This is a genomic window from Pseudomonas sp. TH32 (genome assembly GCF_016650855.1).
Taxonomy (GTDB): domain Bacteria; phylum Pseudomonadota; class Gammaproteobacteria; order Pseudomonadales; family Pseudomonadaceae; genus Aquipseudomonas.
The window spans coordinates 557,217-572,392 of the sequence record NZ_JAEKFA010000002.1 but is presented as its reverse complement, the minus strand read 5'-3'; the positions used below and the strand labels follow the sequence as shown (position 1 = coordinate 572,392).

Sequence of the window (15,176 nt, the reverse complement as noted above, 5' to 3'; positions counted from 1 at the left end):
CGCCACACACCGTCACAGCTGGCCCAATACCGGCGTACTGACCTTTACCTCGGCGTTCTGCCCGCGATGGCGCAGCAGGTGGTCCATCAGCACGATGGCCATCATTGCCTCGGCAATCGGCGTGGCACGGATGCCGACACATGGGTCGTGACGGCCCTTGGTGATCACGTCCACCGGGTTGCCGTTCACATCAATCGAACGGCCCGGGGTGGTGATGCTGGAGGTTGGCTTGAGCGCCAGGTGCGCAACAATCGGCTGGCCCGAAGAGATGCCCCCCAGAATGCCGCCGGCGTTGTTGCTGAGGAAGCCTTCCGGGGTCAGCTCGTCACGGTGCTCGGTGCCACGCTGGGCCACGCAGGCGAAACCGGCGCCGATTTCCACGCCCTTGACCGCGTTGATGCTCATCAGCGCGTGGGCCAGTTCGGCGTCCAGGCGGTCGAAGATCGGCTCGCCCAGGCCCGGCATCACGCCTTCGGCAACCACGGTGATCTTGGCGCCGACGGAGTCCTGGTCGCGGCGCAACTGGTCCATATAGGCTTCCAGTTCCGGCACCTTGTCCGGGTCGGGGCAGAAGAAGGCGTTGTCTTCGACGCTGTCCCAGGTCTTGAACGGGATTTCGATCGGGCCGAGCTGGCTCATGTAGCCGCGAATCACGATGCCCTGGGCCGCCAGGTATTTCTTGGCAATCGCACCGGCCGCCACGCGCATCGCGGTTTCCCGCGCCGAACTGCGGCCACCGCCACGGTAGTCGCGTTCGCCGTACTTGTGGTGGTAGGTGTAGTCGGCGTGGGCCGGGCGGAACAGGTCCTTGATCGCCGAGTAGTCCTTGGACTTCTGGTCGGTGTTGCGAATCAGCAGGCCAATGGCGCACCCGGTGGTGCGGCCTTCGAACACGCCGGAAAGGATTTCGACTTCGTCGGCTTCCTGGCGCTGGGTGGTGTGGCGGCTGGTGCCGGGCTTGCGGCGGTCGAGGTCACGCTGCAGGTCTTCCAGGGACAACTCAAGGCCCGGAGGGCAGCCGTCGACAATGGCGACCAACGCCGGGCCATGGCTTTCGCCCGCGGTGGTAACAGTGAACAGCTTGCCGTAGGTATTGCCGGACATGCAGGGCGCTCCGTGAAATCAGTTGAATCAAGTCAACCGTAATAACTTAAGGCGGCCAGTATACGCAGGCTAACCGACTAGATCATCATCGAAACCTTACCGGTAGACATTGGTCCAACCGGCACCTTCCTCATGATGGCGCGATGATGCTGCGAGTTCTGCTTTTGACCCTTACCCTGTTTTCCAGCCTTGGCTTCGCCGCCTCCCCTGTCGTGCTGCAACGGCCCATCAGCCTGGACACCGGCAGCGGCGAGTTGTTTGGCTCGCTGTTGTTGCCCAAATCCGACAAGCCAGTGCCGGTGGTGCTGATCATTCCCGGCTCCGGCCCCACCGACCGCAACGGCAACAGCGCCGATGGCGCGCGCAATGACAGCCTCAAGCGCCTGGCCTGGGTGCTGGCCCGGCACAACATCGCCAGTGTGCGCTACGACAAACGCGGCGTGGCCGCCAGCCTTGCCGCCACCCCCGATGAACGCAACCTGACCCTGGACGCCTACGTGTCCGACGCCGTGGCCTGGGGCAAGCTGCTCAAGGCGGACCCGCGCATGGGGCCGTTGATTGTGCTGGGCCACAGTGAAGGTGCGCTGGTGGCTGCCCTCGCCGCCCCACAGCTCAACCCGGCCGGGGTGATTTCCCTGTCCGGCAGCGCCCGCCCGGTGGACCAGGTGATCCGCCAGCAACTGGCCGATCACATGCCGCCTGCGCTGTTGCTGCGCAGCAACCAGATTCTCGACCACCTCAAGGCCGGCCAGGTGGATGCCGATGTGCCCACGCCGCTTGAGGGCATTTTCCGGCCCAGCGTGCAGCCTTACCTGATCAGCCTGTTCCGCGCCGATCCGGCGGCGGCCTTTGCCAAACTGAAGATGCCGGCCCTGATCATCCAGGGCACCAATGACCTGCAGGTCGGCGTGGCCGATGCGCAACAACTGCAGAAGGCCAAGCCGGACGCCGAGTTGACGGTGATCGAGGGCATGAACCACGTGATGCGGATCGTGCCCAATGACGTGAAGCAGCAATTGGAATCCTATAACGACCCACAGTTGCCGCTGGCTGCCGAACTGGGCACCCGCCTGGTTCGCTTTATCGACGGACTTCGCGCCAGTTAAGCGAGTATTCCCCTCCAGTCCTGAGTAAAACGGCCGATAAGCCATGGGTCGACAGCAAAAAGCCTGTCGGCCCGCAGAGCTTGGACAGGATCGCGCCGAATGACGAACACCGAAGCAACACCCGAATCTACCGCCGAGAGCACGGCTGAAACCGAGGCCGCCGCATCGGCCGCGTTACCGTGGGCGGAGGTACAGGCCGAACATTTCAAGATGCTGCGCCTGGCCCCTTTGGCCACCGACCGCGCCACCGGCGTGCGGCCCCTGCGCTTCGTGCAATTTGGCTGGGCCGAACGCAATAACAAGGACCACAGCCTGCTGCGCATGGTCATTCAGTTGCCTGGCCAGCGGGTACGCCGGGAACAGAATCACCTGGATATCTGGGTCGATCACGCCACCCACCGGGTGCATTTTGGTCCGGGCAACAGCCTGGAGATCGAACCGGCGAACCGCGGCATCGGCCGTTTCCTGGTGGCCCAGGGCGCTGCCTGGGCGAAAAAGAAGTGGTCGCACTATCGCGTCGACGGCGTTGACCTGGCCAACAAGGATGCGCTCAACGAAGCGACACGCCTGCGGCGTGATCACTTCCTGCGCATCCAGGGTTTTGATGTGGCCTATGCCGATGTCCAGCATTTGAAGGGCAACGTGCAGCCGGGCAAGGTCAGCGATGTGCTGGACAGCTGGAACACCGAAAAGCTGCAGTTCGTGGAAATTCTGGAAGCAGCGCAGATGCTGCAACAGGCCGAGCAGAACCTGGCCGAGCAGGAAGTGAAACTGCGCAAGGAAGAGGAAAAGGTCACCAAGTTCAAGCGCGAAGACAGCGGGCTGCGCTTCACGATTACGTGCCTGGTGGCGTTTACCGTGTTTCAGGCGGGGTTGTTGATCTGGATTGCAACACATCGGTAATCCTTCTGCATAAACCGGATACAAATGTGGGAGCTGGCTTGCCTGCGATAGCGGTGTATCAGCCAGCATCCCCGGCAATGACACTCCGCTATCGCAGGCAAGCCAGCTCCCACACTGACCGTATTCCTGCCGTTAGATCAGACCCTGGCGGCAAACACCGCCTGATGCGCCCGGCACTGCTCAGCCGTCAACATGAACACGCCATGCCCACCACGCTGGAACTCCAGCCAGGCAAAGTCCACTTCCGGGTACAGCGCCTCGACGTGAACCTGGCTGTTGCCCACCTCGACAATCAACAAGCCCTTCTCGGTCAAGTGATCCGCCGCCTCGGCCAGCATCCGCCGAACCAGGTTCAAACCATCATCGCCACACGCCAGGCCCAGTTCCGGCTCGTGCTGGTATTCATCCGGCATGTCGGCAAAGTCTTCGGCGTCGACATACGGCGGGTTGGACACGATCAGGTCAAACCGCTGCCCCGGCAAACCGTCAAAGCCATCGCCCTGAACGGTATACACACGCTCATCGACGCCATGGCGCTCGATGTTCTGGTTGGCCACTTCCAGCGCTTCAAAGGACAGGTCGCCCAATACCACTTCGGCGTCCTGGAATTCGTAGGCGCACGCAATACCAATGCAGCCGGACCCGGTGCACAGGTCCAGAATGCGTGCCGGCGGCGTGCCCAGCCACGGTTCGAAGCGGTTTTCGATCAGCTCGCCAATCGGTGAACGTGGAATCAATACGCGCTCATCGACGATAAAGGACATGCCGCAGAACCAGGCTTCCTTCAACAGGTAGGCGGTAGGCACGCGCTCATGGATACGGCGGTACAGCAACCGCTGCACATGGGAGATTTCCTCTTCTTCCAGGTTGCAATCCAGGTAGCTGTCGGCAATTTCCCACGGCAGGTGCAAGGCGCCGAGCACCAGTTGCCGGGCTTCATCCCAGGCGTTGTCGGTGCCATGGCCGAAAAACAGGTCTTCCCCATGGAAACGGCTGACGGCCCATCGGATGTGGTCGCGCAAGGTGCGCAGGCGGGAAGTGATCACGGGGGCAAGCTCCTGGAAAAAACGACCGGCGATTCTAACAGTCTTAAGCTGTACCGACGATGTACGAAAAACCCTTTGCCGCACGTCGGATTTCATCTTAATCGTGCTTTTTGCTTAAACGTAGTGCCCTATTGACATCGCTACACGCCAACAACGGCGTACCTTACGATGGTAGCGATTCACAGAAGCGCTCAGCCAGAGGACAATGTCACAAAAGCCCCACTCACAGGAGCCCCAGAATGTCCGTTCCAAAGACGATGTTTCAACTCAGCGGTCGTGGTTACGCAGCGGCGAACCTGAACCATGCGACCCTCGTGATCATCGACGCCCAGAAGGAATACCTCAGTGGCCCCCTCGCCCTTTCGGGCATGGATTCTGCTGTCGATAACATCAAGCAACTGGCGGCTGCCGCGCGCAACGCCGGGCGCCCGATCGTGCATGTGCGCCACCTGGGCACGGTCGGCGGGCTGTTTGATCCCCAGGGCGAGCGCGGTGAATTCATTCCCGGCCTCGAACCCCAGGCCGACGAAACCATCATCGGCAAGCTGCTGCCCAGTGCCTTTCACGGCACCGGCCTTGAGAAGCACCTGCAGGACCTCGGCTCCCTGGACCTGATTGTCTGCGGCTTCATGAGCCATTCCAGCGTCAGCACCACCGTGCGCGCGGCGAAGAACCTGGGCTTTCGTTGCACCCTGGTGGAAGACGCCTGCGCCACCCGCGACTTGCCTTACAAAGGCGGCATCCTCAGCGCCGACCACGTGCAGCAGACCGAAATGGCCATCATGGCTGACAACTTCGCCACCCTCGCCTTGACCAAAGATCTGATCTGATCGACCTTCGATGAGCGGGTAACCGCCCGCTCATCCGCAAAAGCCTGTCATTTGCAGCAATTGCCTCTGTACCCGGAACAACCTGTGTATCTTCCGGTCGAAGGGCCGATACCCTGGAGGAAAGGTCGGAATGAAGATATCCGATGGTTTTGACGCTCGTCGCTTGCGCCCCAAGGGCCCGAGCAACTGGCGTCTGCGCATCGGCGCCGGCTTTGCCGCGCTGTTTGCGATCGTGGGCGCGCTGCTGGCAATCGCCGGCGCCGCTGGTTTGTTGGGACACTCACCGGCACTGGGCGAGCTGAATGCCAGCCCTGGCGGTTCTGCAATACTGTTGGTGATCGGCCTGCTGGTACTGTGGTTCGGCGTATGGCTGTGGCGCCGTTTGCGTCGGCGCATGCGCCAGCCCCTGTCATTGAACATCGCGTCGCACCTGATGAAAAAGCACGACTGATGGCATCCAGATAGCGTTTGTTGCGCATCAAGCCGCCGCGATTAGGTAAACTGCCCGCCCTTCGCGGAGGCTGACATGCAAGACGACGACTTTTCCCTATTCAAGAACGAGCTGCGCGGCGTCAAGCCGATCAAGCACGATCGCGCCGAGACCGGCAAACCCAAGACCGACCGCGCCCAGATCGCCAAGCTACGCCAGGCGGCGACCGTGCGTACCGACGCCACCACGGTGGACGGCCTGTCGGATCAATTCGTTATCGATGTAGGCCCCGAAGACGAATTGATGTGGGCCCGCGACGGCGTGCAGGAAAGCCAGATGCGCAAGCTCAAGGTCGGCCAGATCCCGTTCGAGGGCAGCCTGGACCTGCACGGCATGACCGTCGAAAAAGCCCGCGAAACCCTCTGGGCGTTCCTCGCCGAAGCCACCAAATTCGAAATCCGCTGCGTGCGCGTCACCCACGGCAAGGCTGTGCGCCTGGACGGCAAGCGGCCGATGATCAAAAGCCACGTCAACACCTGGCTGCGCCAGCATTCCCAGGTGCTCGGCTTCACCTCGTGCCAACCGCGCCACGGCGGTGCCGGCGCGGTGTATGTGATGCTCAAGCGCACCATGATGGAAGGCCGCGACGAGTAACAAGTGCCATCGTCAGGCTTGCAGCGATGTGTCGGCCGCCGTACCCTTGCCCTTTGCGAAAATCCCACTAGGTAGTTTCATGTCCCTGGAACAGAATTACACCGCGATCCTCGGCCAGCTCGGCGAGGACGTCTCCCGCGAGGGCCTGCTCGACACGCCAAAACGTGCCGCCAAGGCCATGCAGTACCTTTGCCGCGGCTATGAACAGACCCTCGAAGAAGTCACCAACGGTGCCTTGTTCAGCTCGGACAACAGCGAAATGGTGCTGGTCAAGGACATCGAGTTGTACTCGCTGTGCGAACACCACCTGCTGCCGTTTATCGGCAAGGCTCACGTCGCGTATATCCCGAGCGGCAAAGTGCTGGGCCTGTCGAAGGTCGCGCGTATCGTCGATATGTATGCCCGTCGCCTGCAGATCCAGGAAAACCTCAGCCGCCAGATCGCTGATGCGGTCCAGCAGGTGACCGGCGCCCTGGGCGTTGCGGTGGTGATCGAGGCCAAGCACATGTGCATGATGATGCGCGGTGTGGAGAAGCAGAATTCGTCGATGATCACCTCGGTGATGCTGGGTGAGTTCCGCGAAAACGCGGCCACCCGCAGCGAGTTTCTCAGCCTGATCAAGTAACACGCAGCACCTGGAAAAACCGGCGTTCATCGCCGGTTTTTTTTCGCCTGTGAAAAATCAGGTAAGCTGCGGCCCCTTAAGTCTAGGGCAAGAGGTTTATAACCGTGTTCGTTAAAGCGCTTCGAGTCGGCCTCGGCCAGATCATCATCTTCGGCGACTTCATCACCCGCCCGCGCAAGCAACAACGCCCGGCGAGCGCTCAAGCCCTGGTCGACCAGTCGGCCAAGGACCTGACGCTGTATCAGTTCCACGCCTGCCCGTTCTGCGTGAAGACCCGCCGCACCCTGCGCCGCCTGAACGTGCCGGTGGCGTTGAAGGACGCGAAGAACAACGAGCAGGACCGCCAGACCCTGCTGGAGCAAGGCGGCAAGATCAAGGTGCCGTGCCTGCGCATTGAAGAGAACGGCCAGACCACCTGGATGTACGACTCCAAGGTGATCATCGATTACCTCGACAAGCGGTTTGCGGCGGTCTGAAACCCGCCCTGCCCTTTGTAGGAGCTGGCTTGCCAGCGATGAGGCCGGCGGGTTCTCCGCCCATCTTCAAGCCGCTATCGCCGGCAAGCCGGCTCCTACAGGTTGATGTGCAGGTCCAGCAATGCGGAGCCCAGGCACTTGCCATGGGCGTCCAGCGCCAGCGACCGCGTCACCCCGCCCCGCAGGATCCCCGGCAACACGAAGTTCAGTGCCTGCACGTTGGGCAACTCGTACCGCCGCACCGGTGCCGCCCCCGCCTCCAGCAACGGCGCAAAAAACGCCGCCACCGCCTCCGCCGTCAGGTGTTCGCAGAGCAGCGGATAGTCCTCGGCCCGATACGCAATGATCGAGATGTTCGAGGTGTCGCCCTTGTCTCCCGTACGGGAGTGGGCCAGGGTGTGCAGCTTCATGATTCGATCCTCGGATTGACCGCGTGCCGGGGCAACAGCAATGACGCCACTGCCACCACCTGGCGCAGGCCCTTGCTGGCACCACCGCCACCGGACGGGCCGTTGGTGTAGAGGGTTTCCACTTCATTGCCGACGCGCACCGCCTCGCTGCGTTCTTCGCAACGGGCGGCGATGCGCAAGCGCACTTCCCACGGTTCAACAGTGCTGCGCGGGCCGTGCAGGGAGTCGATGCCGATCAATTCGGCGCGCACGTCCTGCATGCGTACGCCGGTCAATTCCAGGCGCTTGAGGACCACATCACGCGCCAGTTGCGCACGGGCAACCGCCCCCGGGCCGCCGTAGGAAATCTGCCCTTCGCCGATCCAGCCGTCCAGATACCCGACGCTGACTTTCAACTGTTCAGGCCGTGGCCGCCCGTTTGCGCCGTGGGCCCGCACCCGGTCCACGGCCTCCTCGGTAAACGACACGCTGGAGAAGTCCGCGCACACGTCCGGCGTCAGGTACGCCGCCGGGTCGTGCACTTCGTAGATCAGTTGTTCGGTGCAGGTGGCACGGCTGACCCGCCCGCCGGACCCGGCGACCTTGGTGATCAAGGCCTCGCCATCTGCGTCAATCTCGGCCAACGGAAAGCCCAGCCGCGCCAGGTCGTCCACATCCTTGAAGCCCGGGTCGGCAAAGTAGCCGCCACTGACCTGCCCCGCACATTCCAGCAAATGCCCCACCAGCGTGCCGCGCCCCAGGCGCTGCCAATCATCGGCGGCCCAACCGAATTCAACCATCTGTGGCGCCAGGAACAACGACGGGTCTGCTACCCGGCCGGTGATCACCACGTCGGCATCGGCGCGCAAGGCCTCGATAATGCCCTCGGCACCCAGGTAGGCATTCGCGGAAATCAGCCGGTCGCCCAATGAGCCCAGGGTCTGGCCGTTGTCGAGCAACTGCTCCGGCTCGCGGCGCAACACCTCAAGCACGTCATCCCCCACCACCGCCAGCACCTTGAGGTTAAGCCCCAATTCGCTGGCAATCCGCCGCACTTCAACCGCCGCCGCCACCGGATTGGCCGCGCCCATATTGGTGATCACCCGCAGGCGCCGGCGGCCGTCGGGCTGGCCGACAAAGGGCAGCACGCGGCGCATGCGCTCACTCAATAACGGGTCGTAACCGCCTTGTGGGTCGCTGATGCGTGCCTGTTGCGCCAGGGCGATGGTGCGTTCAGCCAGGCATTCGAAGACCAGGTAATCCAGGTCGCCCCGCTCGGCCAATTCCACCGCAGGTTCGACACGGTCACCGGAGTAGCCGGCGCCGGAACCGATGCGCAAGGTTTTCATTTCAAATCACTCCCAGGAGCAAAGCCGTCAGGGTCATCAACACTGACGCGGCAAACAGAAAGGGGATGGTGAAGCGCTGGTGATCGGCCAATTCGATCTTGCACAGGCCCACCAGCAGGAAGGTCGCGGGCGTCAGCGGGCTGACCGGGAAGCCGGTGGTGTGCACGCCCAGCAGCGAGGCCTGGGCCACTTGCAACGGGTCGACGCCCAGCGCCTTGCCGACTTCGGCAATCACCGGCATCACGCCGAAGTAGTAGGAATCGGGATCAAACAGCATGCTCAACGGCATCGACAGGAAGCCCACCACCGCCGGGATCAGCTTGCCGTGGCCCGCCGGAATCTGCGCCACCGCCACTTCGGCGATGGCCTTGAGCATGCCGGTGCCTTGCATGATGCCGGTGAACACCCCGGCGGCGAGCAGGATGCTGGCCATGGTCAGGGCCGTTTTGGCGTGGGCGTCGATCCGCGCACGCTGGGCGTCGACATTCGGGTAGTTGAGGCACAGCGCAACCACGGTGCCGAGCATGAACATCACCACCGGGTCGACCCAACCGGCGATCATCACCACCATCACCAGCACCGTCAGGATCAGGTTGACCCAGAACAACCGCGGGCGACGCAGGGCGATGTCATCGTCGCTGAGCACCCGTTGCGGCACCGCGTCCACACTGGAGCCGGCGCCCAGGCCCAGGCGTTTTTCTTCACGGCGGCCCAGCCACCAGGCGCAGGCGAACACAAAGACCAGGCCGACGATCTGCACCGGGATCAGCGGCTGGAACAGGTCCGCCACCGGCACATGCAACGCCGCCGAGGAGCGCAGCACCGGGCCGGTCCACGGCAGGAAGTTGACCCCGGCCGCCATCGCCGCCACACAGGCCAGGATGCGCTTATCAATGCCCAGCCGCGTATACAGCGGCAGCATCGCCGGTATCGTCACCAAAAAGGTCACCGCGCCGGAGCCGTCCAGGTGCACCAGCAGCGCCAGCGTCGCCGTACCGACGACAATTCGTGTAGGACGCGTCCCTACCGTGCGCAGGATTCGATCAATGATGGGGTCAAGCATGCCAGCATCGGTCATGATCCCGAAAAACAGGATCGCGAACACAAACATGCCCACCACGGGGGCGACGTTCTTGATGCCGGTGATGATGAAGGCGCTGGTTTGCAGGCCGAACCCGCCGAGCAGCGCGGCGATGATCGGCAAGGCGATCAGCGCCACCAGTGGCGAGAGGCGCTTGCTCATGACGGCAGTGAGCAGGCACAGGATGGTGATGACACCCAGAGTAGCGAGCATGGGGTAGCTCCAGAACGGCGTTTTCGGCCGGTTATTGTTTTCCCTGGAGTATTGGAATCGCGTTAGGCTTTGTAAATTGGAATATTCGTCACTCAATATTCGTAAAAACAAAACGCTCGAGCAAAATAAAAATGAAAAATTCGATCCAGCATATCCAGGCGTTTCTCGCCGTTGCCCGCACGGGCAGCTTTACCAAGGCCGCCAACGAACTGCATCTGTCGCCCTCAGCGCTGACTGTGCAGGTGCAGCAACTGGAAGAATGGCTGGGCGTTGCCCTGCTCGACCGCAGCCCGCGCCACGTCAGCATCACCGCTGCCGGCCTGGATGCCCGTGGGCCGATGGAGAAGTTGTTGCTGGACCTGGACAACATCGTCACCGGCTCCCGCGACCTGGCGGCGCTACGTCGCGGTGTGGTCACCATCGCCGCCCTGCCCTCCGTGTGCGCCGGTGCCTTGCCACCGGCCCTGCGGCTGTTCCGCGAGCGTTTCGCCGGGATCGAGGTGCGGCTGCATGACCTGGTGGCCCATCGGATTCATGCGCAAGTGCGTTCGGGTGAGGTGGATTTCGGCATTGGTGTACGAGCGCGGCTGAGTCACGGATTGGCGTTTGTACCGGTGCTGAATGACCGGCTGTGTGCGTTTGTGCCGCTGGATCACGCCCTGGCGCGCCACGGCCGGTTGACCCTGACCCAACTGGCCGATCAGCCGATCATCCTCACCGGGCGCGACAGCAGCGTGCGCGAACAGGTAGACGCGTTGTTCGATGAACGACAGGTGACGATGCAAGCGGGGATGGAGGCCAATTACATGTCGACGGTATTGGCGCTGGTACGGCAGGGATTGGGGATCAGCATCCTGCCGGAGTCGGCAGCGGACAGCCTGGAGGGGTTGAAGCGGATTACGATTGATCATCCCGGCGTGAACCGGGAGATCGGGTTGATCAGCCGCAGTGGGCAGCCGTTGAGCCCGGCGGCGCAGCGCTGCTTTGAGTTGCTCAATGGAGAATTGCGCGCTTTGTAGGAGCCCGGCTTGTCGGCGATGGCCTCGTTGAGGGCGCTATCGCCGGCAAGCCGGGCTCCTACAGGGTTTCGGTGATCAGTCCAGCATTGCCACATGCTTCGGATGGCTGGCAACGCGTTTCAGCCACGCCTGCACGCCCGGATAAGCGCCCAGGTCAAAACCACCTTCATCCGCCACATGGGTGTAGGCATACAACGCCACATCGGCAATCGAGAACTGGTCGCCCACCAGGTACGGCGTCAGCTGCAACTGGCGCTCCATCACCTTCAGGGCCTTGTAACCGCCCTTGTGCAGCTTCTTGTACTCCTCCAGCCGATCTTCCGGCAGCCCCAGGTAAAACTGGATAAACCGCGCCACCGCGATGTACGGCTCATGGCTGTACTGCTCGAAAAACTGCCACTGCAGCACTTGGGTACGCAGGCGCGGTTCGGTCGGCAGGAACTCGCTGCCGTCGGCCAGGAAGTTGAGGATCGCGTTGGATTCCCACAGGCAGGTACCGTCTTCAAGCTCCAGCACCGGGATCTTGCCGTTGGGGTTCTTGGCCAGGAACTCGGCGGTCTGGGTGTCGCCTTTCAGAATGTCGACATTGATCCACTCATAGTCGATGCCCAGCAGGCTGAGCATGAGTTTGACCTTGTAGCAGTTGCCCGATTTGTAATCGCCGTAGACCTTGTACATGGAGGCTCCCCTTATGCCGCTTGCGCGTGCTGTGCTTGACGGACCACCGCAGCGAGACGCTTGAGACCTTCGTCCAAACGCGCCGGGTCGATATGGCTGAAATTGAGCCGCAAGTGACCGTGATGGTTATCCGGCTCGGAAAAGAACGGTTCACCGGGCATGAACGCGATGTCCTGGTCGAGCGCAGGTGCCAACAAGGTGCGGGTGTCGAGCGGTTGTTTCAAGGTCAGCCAGAAGAATAATCCGCCCTGGGGTATTTGCCAGTCCGCCAGGTCGCTGAAATGTCGCTCCAGTGCAGCCTGGAACGCATCGCGGCGGCCTCGGTAGAAGCTGCGCAGTTCCACCAGGTGGTGCTGGTATTTCTCGGTGCCGATCCATTGCATTGCCTGCCACTGGCCAACCCGGTTGGTGTGCAGGTCGGCCGACTGCTTGAGCTTGAGCAGGTGCGGGAACAGGTCGGGGCTGGCGATCAGGTAACCGACCCGCAGGCCCGGCAACAGTGTCTTGGACACGGTACCGGTGTAGATCCAGCTGGCCTTTTTCAGGCGGCTGACGATGGGTTGCGCGCTGCCGCCATCGAAGGTCAGTTCGCGGTAGGGTTCGTCTTCGATCAGGGTCACGCCGAACTCGTCCAGCAGCGCGGCGACGGCCTCGCGCTTGGCCTCGCTGTAGCGCACGGCTGACGGGTTCTGGAACGTCGGGATCAGGTAGACGAAGGATGGACGATGCTGCTCAAGGCTGTTGCGCAGCGCCTTCAGGTCCGGACCGTCCGCTTCAAGCTGCACCGTCAGGCAATCGGCGCCGAACAGCTGGAATATCTGCAACGCCGCGAGATAGGTCGGGCCTTCCAGCAGGATCCTGGTGCCCCTGTCGATATACAGCTTGGCCGCCAGATCCAGGGTTTGCTGGGAACCGCTGACCACCATGACCTGGCTGGCCTGGCACGCAATGCCCAGCACCCGCGCCTCGGCGGCCAGCAGTTCACGCAGCTGCGGCTCGCCTTCGCTCATGCCGTACTGGCCAATATTCAGCGGCATGCCTTCCCATTCCAGCTTGGGCAGCATCACTTCGGCGGGCAGGCCACCGGCGAAGGACATCACCTGTGGCTTTTGCGCCGCCGCGAGGATTTCACGGATCAGGGAGCTTTTAAGACGCGAAACACGTTCTGAGAAGGCCATAGGGTCACCGGTAGCAAAACCTGAGGAAAATACGTCAAACTGCTTGACCGAAATTACGACGACTTGGGCAGATACGTCAATATGCTTGACCTTAAAAACCAGACCAGCCAGCAAACCGCCATGGAAGCGTTTTTCTTCGGCTATCAGGCGTTCACCGCCAAGGCCGACGAAATGCTTGAGCGCCGCGGCTTGAGCCGGGTGCATCAACGCATCGTGTTTTTTATCGCGCGCTACCCGGCCTTGAGCGTCAAGGAACTGCTGGAGCTGCTCGGTGTGAGCAAGCAGGCGTTGAACATGCCATTGCGCCAACTGCAGGAAATGCACCTGGTGGACAGCGTGGCGTCCGAGACCGACAAGCGTAAGCGTTTGCTGGAGTTGACCGAGGAAGGGCTACGTTTCGAACAGTCCTTGCGACGGGAGCAGGTCAAGCTGCTGCAACGGGCGTTTGCCGAGGCCGGCGAGACCGCCGTGGAGGGCTGGCTGGCGGTGAACAAGGCGCTGAGTGGCCAATCCTGAATTGCCTTTCATCCTTTTCGCACACAAAATAGAAAACATTATTTGCTTTATTTGTATACAAAAGCATAATTCGCTTCGTGCGAGTTCCTGACCTATCGGTCAACAAAACCCGCTGGTACCTCAAAGCGCTGCTGCCCACTCATGTGTCCGGCGCTGGAAATAACAATAAAACTCTTGAGGAGTACTTGCTGTGGAAAGCCGCAAATCCGAAGCCCCTACGCTCGACCTTTCGCCACCCCACAACGGTTGGCTGGAACGCCTGTTCAAACTCCGCTTGCATGGCACCACAGTGAAGACCGAGCTGATCGCCGGCCTCACGACCTTTATCACCATGGCGTACATCATCTTCGTCAACCCCAACATCATGGCCGACGCCGGCATCGATCATGGCGCGGCATTTGTCGCCACCTGCATCGCTGCGGCGCTGGGCTGCCTGCTGATGGGCCTGTACGCCAACTGGCCAGTAGGACTGGCGCCGGGCATGGGCCTGAACGCGTTTTTTACCTACACCGTGGTCGGCACCATGGGCTACAACTGGGAGACCGCACTGGGTGCGGTGTTTATCTCCGGTGTGTTGTTCATGATCCTGACGCTCTCACGCATCCGCGAGTGGCTGCTCAACAGCATTCCGGTGAGCCTGCGCCACGCCATGGGCGCGGGTGTGGGGCTGTTTCTCGGGGTGATCGGCCTGAAAACCGCCGGCATCATCGTGCAAAGCCCGGCCACCCTGATCAAGCTCGGTTCCCTGCATGAGCCTGCCCCGCTGCTGGCGGCCGTCTGCTTTCTGTTGATCGCGATCCTCAGCTACCACCGGGTATTCGGCGCAATCCTGATCAGCATCATCGCCGTGACCCTCGCCGGTTGGGGCCTGGGCCTGGTGGAATACCACGGCATCCTGGCCACCCCGCCAAGCCTGGCACCGACCTGGATGGCGATGGACGTGATGGGCGTGTTTAACGTCAGCATGATCAGCGTGGTGTTCGCCTTCCTGTTTGTGCACATGTTCGACACCGCCGGCACCTTGATGGGCGTGGCCCAGCGTGCAGGCCTGGTGAATGCCGACGGCAAGATCGAAAACCTCTCCCGCGCCCTGAAAGCCGACAGTGCTTCCAGCGTGTTCGGCGCCATGGTTGGCGTGCCGCCGGTCACCAGCTACGTGGAAAGCGCCGCCGGTGTGGCCGCCGGTGGCCGTACCGGGCTGACCGCCGTCACCGTGGGCGTGCTGTTTATCGCCGCGATGTTTTTCGCACCGCTGGCTGGCATGATTCCCGCTTATGCCACCGCCGGTGCGTTGATCTATGTAGCGATGCTGATGATGAGTGGCATGGCCCATATCAACTGGGATGACGCCACCGACAGCATTCCGGCGATCGTCACCGCGATCATGATGCCCCTGACCTTCTCGGTCGCCGACGGTATCGCCCTGGGTTTTATCACCTACGTGGCGCTGAAGGCCGGCACCGGTAAACACAAGGAAATTTCCATCAGCCTGTGGGTGCTTTGCGCGATCTTTATTGCCAAGTTCGCATTCCTGTAGGCCAACCCGCTTCACCCCGCCTCACCCCGTCGGGTGGGGCTT

17 protein-coding genes are annotated in these 15,176 nt (G+C 62.0%); 10 read left to right on the top strand and 7 right to left on the bottom strand.

Going from position 1 to position 15,176, the window contains the following annotated elements; translation table 11 throughout:
- Positions 1 to 12: 12 nt before the first annotated feature.
- Positions 13 to 1,104, bottom strand: coding sequence for a chorismate synthase (gene aroC / locus JFV30_RS06325; protein WP_201122525.1), 1,092 nt, complete (start codon positions 1,102 to 1,104; stop codon positions 13 to 15).
- Positions 1,105 to 1,247: 143 nt separating this feature from the next.
- Between aroC and JFV30_RS06320 the strand changes: the two genes are divergently transcribed.
- Both JFV30_RS06320 and JFV30_RS06315 read left to right on the top strand, forming a co-directional pair.
- Positions 1,248 to 2,210 carry an alpha/beta hydrolase gene (locus JFV30_RS06320; RefSeq protein ID WP_010176059.1) on the top strand — a complete coding sequence of 321 codons (963 nt, stop codon included), beginning with the start codon at positions 1,248 to 1,250 and terminating at the stop codon, positions 2,208 to 2,210.
- Between the two features lie 99 nt (positions 2,211 to 2,309).
- Positions 2,310 to 3,113 (top strand): hypothetical protein, encoded by an 804-nt coding sequence (locus JFV30_RS06315; RefSeq protein ID WP_201122523.1) that lies wholly within the window; start codon positions 2,310 to 2,312, stop codon positions 3,111 to 3,113.
- Positions 3,114 to 3,250: 137 nt separating this feature from the next.
- Here the strand turns inward: JFV30_RS06315 and prmB are convergent, their stop codons facing one another.
- Positions 3,251 to 4,159 (bottom strand): 50S ribosomal protein L3 N(5)-glutamine methyltransferase, encoded by a 909-nt coding sequence (prmB, locus tag JFV30_RS06310; RefSeq protein ID WP_201122521.1) that lies wholly within the window; start codon positions 4,157 to 4,159, stop codon positions 3,251 to 3,253.
- 239 nt (positions 4,160 to 4,398) lie between these two features.
- On the opposite strand from prmB, the gene JFV30_RS06305 reads away from it, so the two are divergent.
- The 5 genes from JFV30_RS06305 to JFV30_RS06285 all read left to right on the top strand — a co-directional run bounded on the left by JFV30_RS06305 (position 4,399) and on the right by JFV30_RS06285 (position 7,174).
- Positions 4,399 to 4,989 (top strand): cysteine hydrolase family protein, encoded by a 591-nt coding sequence (locus JFV30_RS06305; RefSeq protein WP_010176063.1) that lies wholly within the window; start codon positions 4,399 to 4,401, stop codon positions 4,987 to 4,989.
- Between the two features lie 130 nt (positions 4,990 to 5,119).
- Positions 5,120 to 5,440: a hypothetical protein gene (locus JFV30_RS06300; protein WP_201122520.1), complete on the top strand. Its 321-nt coding sequence runs from the start codon at positions 5,120 to 5,122 to the stop codon at positions 5,438 to 5,440.
- A gap of 75 nt (positions 5,441 to 5,515) precedes the next feature.
- Positions 5,516 to 6,073, top strand: coding sequence for a Smr/MutS family protein (locus tag JFV30_RS06295; protein WP_010176067.1), 558 nt, complete (start codon positions 5,516 to 5,518; stop codon positions 6,071 to 6,073).
- Between the two features lie 79 nt (positions 6,074 to 6,152).
- A complete protein-coding gene (folE, locus tag JFV30_RS06290; protein ID WP_003204506.1) occupies positions 6,153 to 6,698 on the top strand; it encodes a GTP cyclohydrolase I FolE in 546 nt (181 codons plus the stop codon).
- Positions 6,699 to 6,802: 104 nt separating this feature from the next.
- Positions 6,803 to 7,174 carry a glutathione S-transferase N-terminal domain-containing protein gene (locus tag JFV30_RS06285; protein WP_010176073.1) on the top strand — a complete coding sequence of 124 codons (372 nt, stop codon included), beginning with the start codon at positions 6,803 to 6,805 and terminating at the stop codon, positions 7,172 to 7,174.
- A 95-nt stretch (positions 7,175 to 7,269) separates the two neighbouring features.
- Here JFV30_RS06285 and JFV30_RS06280 read toward each other — a convergent pair whose 3' ends face one another.
- The 3 genes from JFV30_RS06280 to JFV30_RS06270 are packed head-to-tail and all read right to left on the bottom strand — an operon-like array spanning position 7,270 to position 10,206.
- Complete coding sequence (locus JFV30_RS06280) at positions 7,270 to 7,584, bottom strand: AtuA-related protein (protein ID WP_010176076.1); 315 nt, start codon at positions 7,582 to 7,584, stop codon at positions 7,270 to 7,272.
- Positions 7,581 to 8,912, bottom strand: coding sequence for an acyclic terpene utilization AtuA family protein (locus JFV30_RS06275; RefSeq protein ID WP_201122518.1), 1,332 nt, complete (start codon positions 8,910 to 8,912; stop codon positions 7,581 to 7,583). The genes JFV30_RS06280 and JFV30_RS06275 overlap by 4 nt, the downstream gene beginning before the upstream one ends.
- A 1-nt stretch (position 8,913) precedes the next feature.
- Positions 8,914 to 10,206, bottom strand: coding sequence for a CitMHS family transporter (locus tag JFV30_RS06270; RefSeq protein ID WP_201122516.1), 1,293 nt, complete (start codon positions 10,204 to 10,206; stop codon positions 8,914 to 8,916).
- 131 nt (positions 10,207 to 10,337) lie between these two features.
- On the opposite strand from JFV30_RS06270, the gene JFV30_RS06265 reads away from it, so the two are divergent.
- The gene (locus tag JFV30_RS06265) at positions 10,338 to 11,225 is read left to right on the top strand and encodes a LysR family transcriptional regulator (protein ID WP_201122515.1); all 888 of its coding nucleotides are present in this window, start codon (positions 10,338 to 10,340) and stop codon (positions 11,223 to 11,225) included.
- 75 nt (positions 11,226 to 11,300) lie between these two features.
- On the opposite strand, the gene JFV30_RS06260 is transcribed toward JFV30_RS06265, so the two are convergent.
- Positions 11,301 to 11,903: a glutathione S-transferase family protein gene (locus JFV30_RS06260; RefSeq protein WP_201122513.1), complete on the bottom strand. Its 603-nt coding sequence runs from the start codon at positions 11,901 to 11,903 to the stop codon at positions 11,301 to 11,303.
- An 11-nt stretch (positions 11,904 to 11,914) separates the two neighbouring features.
- A complete protein-coding gene (locus JFV30_RS06255; RefSeq protein WP_201122511.1) occupies positions 11,915 to 13,081 on the bottom strand; it encodes an aminotransferase-like domain-containing protein in 1,167 nt (388 codons plus the stop codon).
- 81 nt (positions 13,082 to 13,162) lie between these two features.
- Between JFV30_RS06255 and JFV30_RS06250 the strand changes: the two genes are divergently transcribed.
- Together JFV30_RS06250 and JFV30_RS06245 are read left to right on the top strand one after the other, a co-directional pair.
- Positions 13,163 to 13,597: a MarR family winged helix-turn-helix transcriptional regulator gene (locus tag JFV30_RS06250; RefSeq protein WP_177075541.1), complete on the top strand. Its 435-nt coding sequence runs from the start codon at positions 13,163 to 13,165 to the stop codon at positions 13,595 to 13,597.
- Positions 13,598 to 13,787: 190 nt separating this feature from the next.
- On the top strand, positions 13,788 to 15,134 hold the full coding sequence (locus JFV30_RS06245) for an NCS2 family permease (protein WP_010176087.1): 1,347 nt from the start codon (positions 13,788 to 13,790) through the stop codon (positions 15,132 to 15,134).
- The last annotated feature ends 42 nt before the right edge of the window (positions 15,135 to 15,176 follow it).

What these genes read in the sequence shown, in the direction of transcription:
- aroC (WP_201122525.1), bottom strand. Translation starts at nt 1,104, where the DNA reads ATGTCCGGCAATACCTACGGCAAGCTGTTCACTGTTACCACCGCGGGC.
- JFV30_RS06320 (WP_010176059.1), top strand. Translation starts at nt 1,248, where the DNA reads ATGATGCTGCGAGTTCTGCTTTTGACCCTTACCCTGTTTTCCAGCCTT.
- JFV30_RS06315 (WP_201122523.1), top strand. Translation starts at nt 2,310, where the DNA reads ATGACGAACACCGAAGCAACACCCGAATCTACCGCCGAGAGCACGGCT.
- JFV30_RS06305 (WP_010176063.1), top strand. Translation starts at nt 4,399, where the DNA reads ATGTCCGTTCCAAAGACGATGTTTCAACTCAGCGGTCGTGGTTACGCA.
- JFV30_RS06300 (WP_201122520.1), top strand. Translation starts at nt 5,120, where the DNA reads ATGAAGATATCCGATGGTTTTGACGCTCGTCGCTTGCGCCCCAAGGGC.
- JFV30_RS06295 (WP_010176067.1), top strand. Translation starts at nt 5,516, where the DNA reads ATGCAAGACGACGACTTTTCCCTATTCAAGAACGAGCTGCGCGGCGTC.
- folE (WP_003204506.1), top strand. Translation starts at nt 6,153, where the DNA reads ATGTCCCTGGAACAGAATTACACCGCGATCCTCGGCCAGCTCGGCGAG.
- JFV30_RS06280 (WP_010176076.1), bottom strand. Translation starts at nt 7,584, where the DNA reads ATGAAGCTGCACACCCTGGCCCACTCCCGTACGGGAGACAAGGGCGAC.
- JFV30_RS06275 (WP_201122518.1), bottom strand. Translation starts at nt 8,912, where the DNA reads ATGAAAACCTTGCGCATCGGTTCCGGCGCCGGCTACTCCGGTGACCGT.
- JFV30_RS06270 (WP_201122516.1), bottom strand. Translation starts at nt 10,206, where the DNA reads ATGCTCGCTACTCTGGGTGTCATCACCATCCTGTGCCTGCTCACTGCC.
- JFV30_RS06265 (WP_201122515.1), top strand. Translation starts at nt 10,338, where the DNA reads ATGAAAAATTCGATCCAGCATATCCAGGCGTTTCTCGCCGTTGCCCGC.
- JFV30_RS06260 (WP_201122513.1), bottom strand. Translation starts at nt 11,903, where the DNA reads ATGTACAAGGTCTACGGCGATTACAAATCGGGCAACTGCTACAAGGTC.
- JFV30_RS06255 (WP_201122511.1), bottom strand. Translation starts at nt 13,081, where the DNA reads ATGGCCTTCTCAGAACGTGTTTCGCGTCTTAAAAGCTCCCTGATCCGT.
- JFV30_RS06250 (WP_177075541.1), top strand. Translation starts at nt 13,163, where the DNA reads ATGCTTGACCTTAAAAACCAGACCAGCCAGCAAACCGCCATGGAAGCG.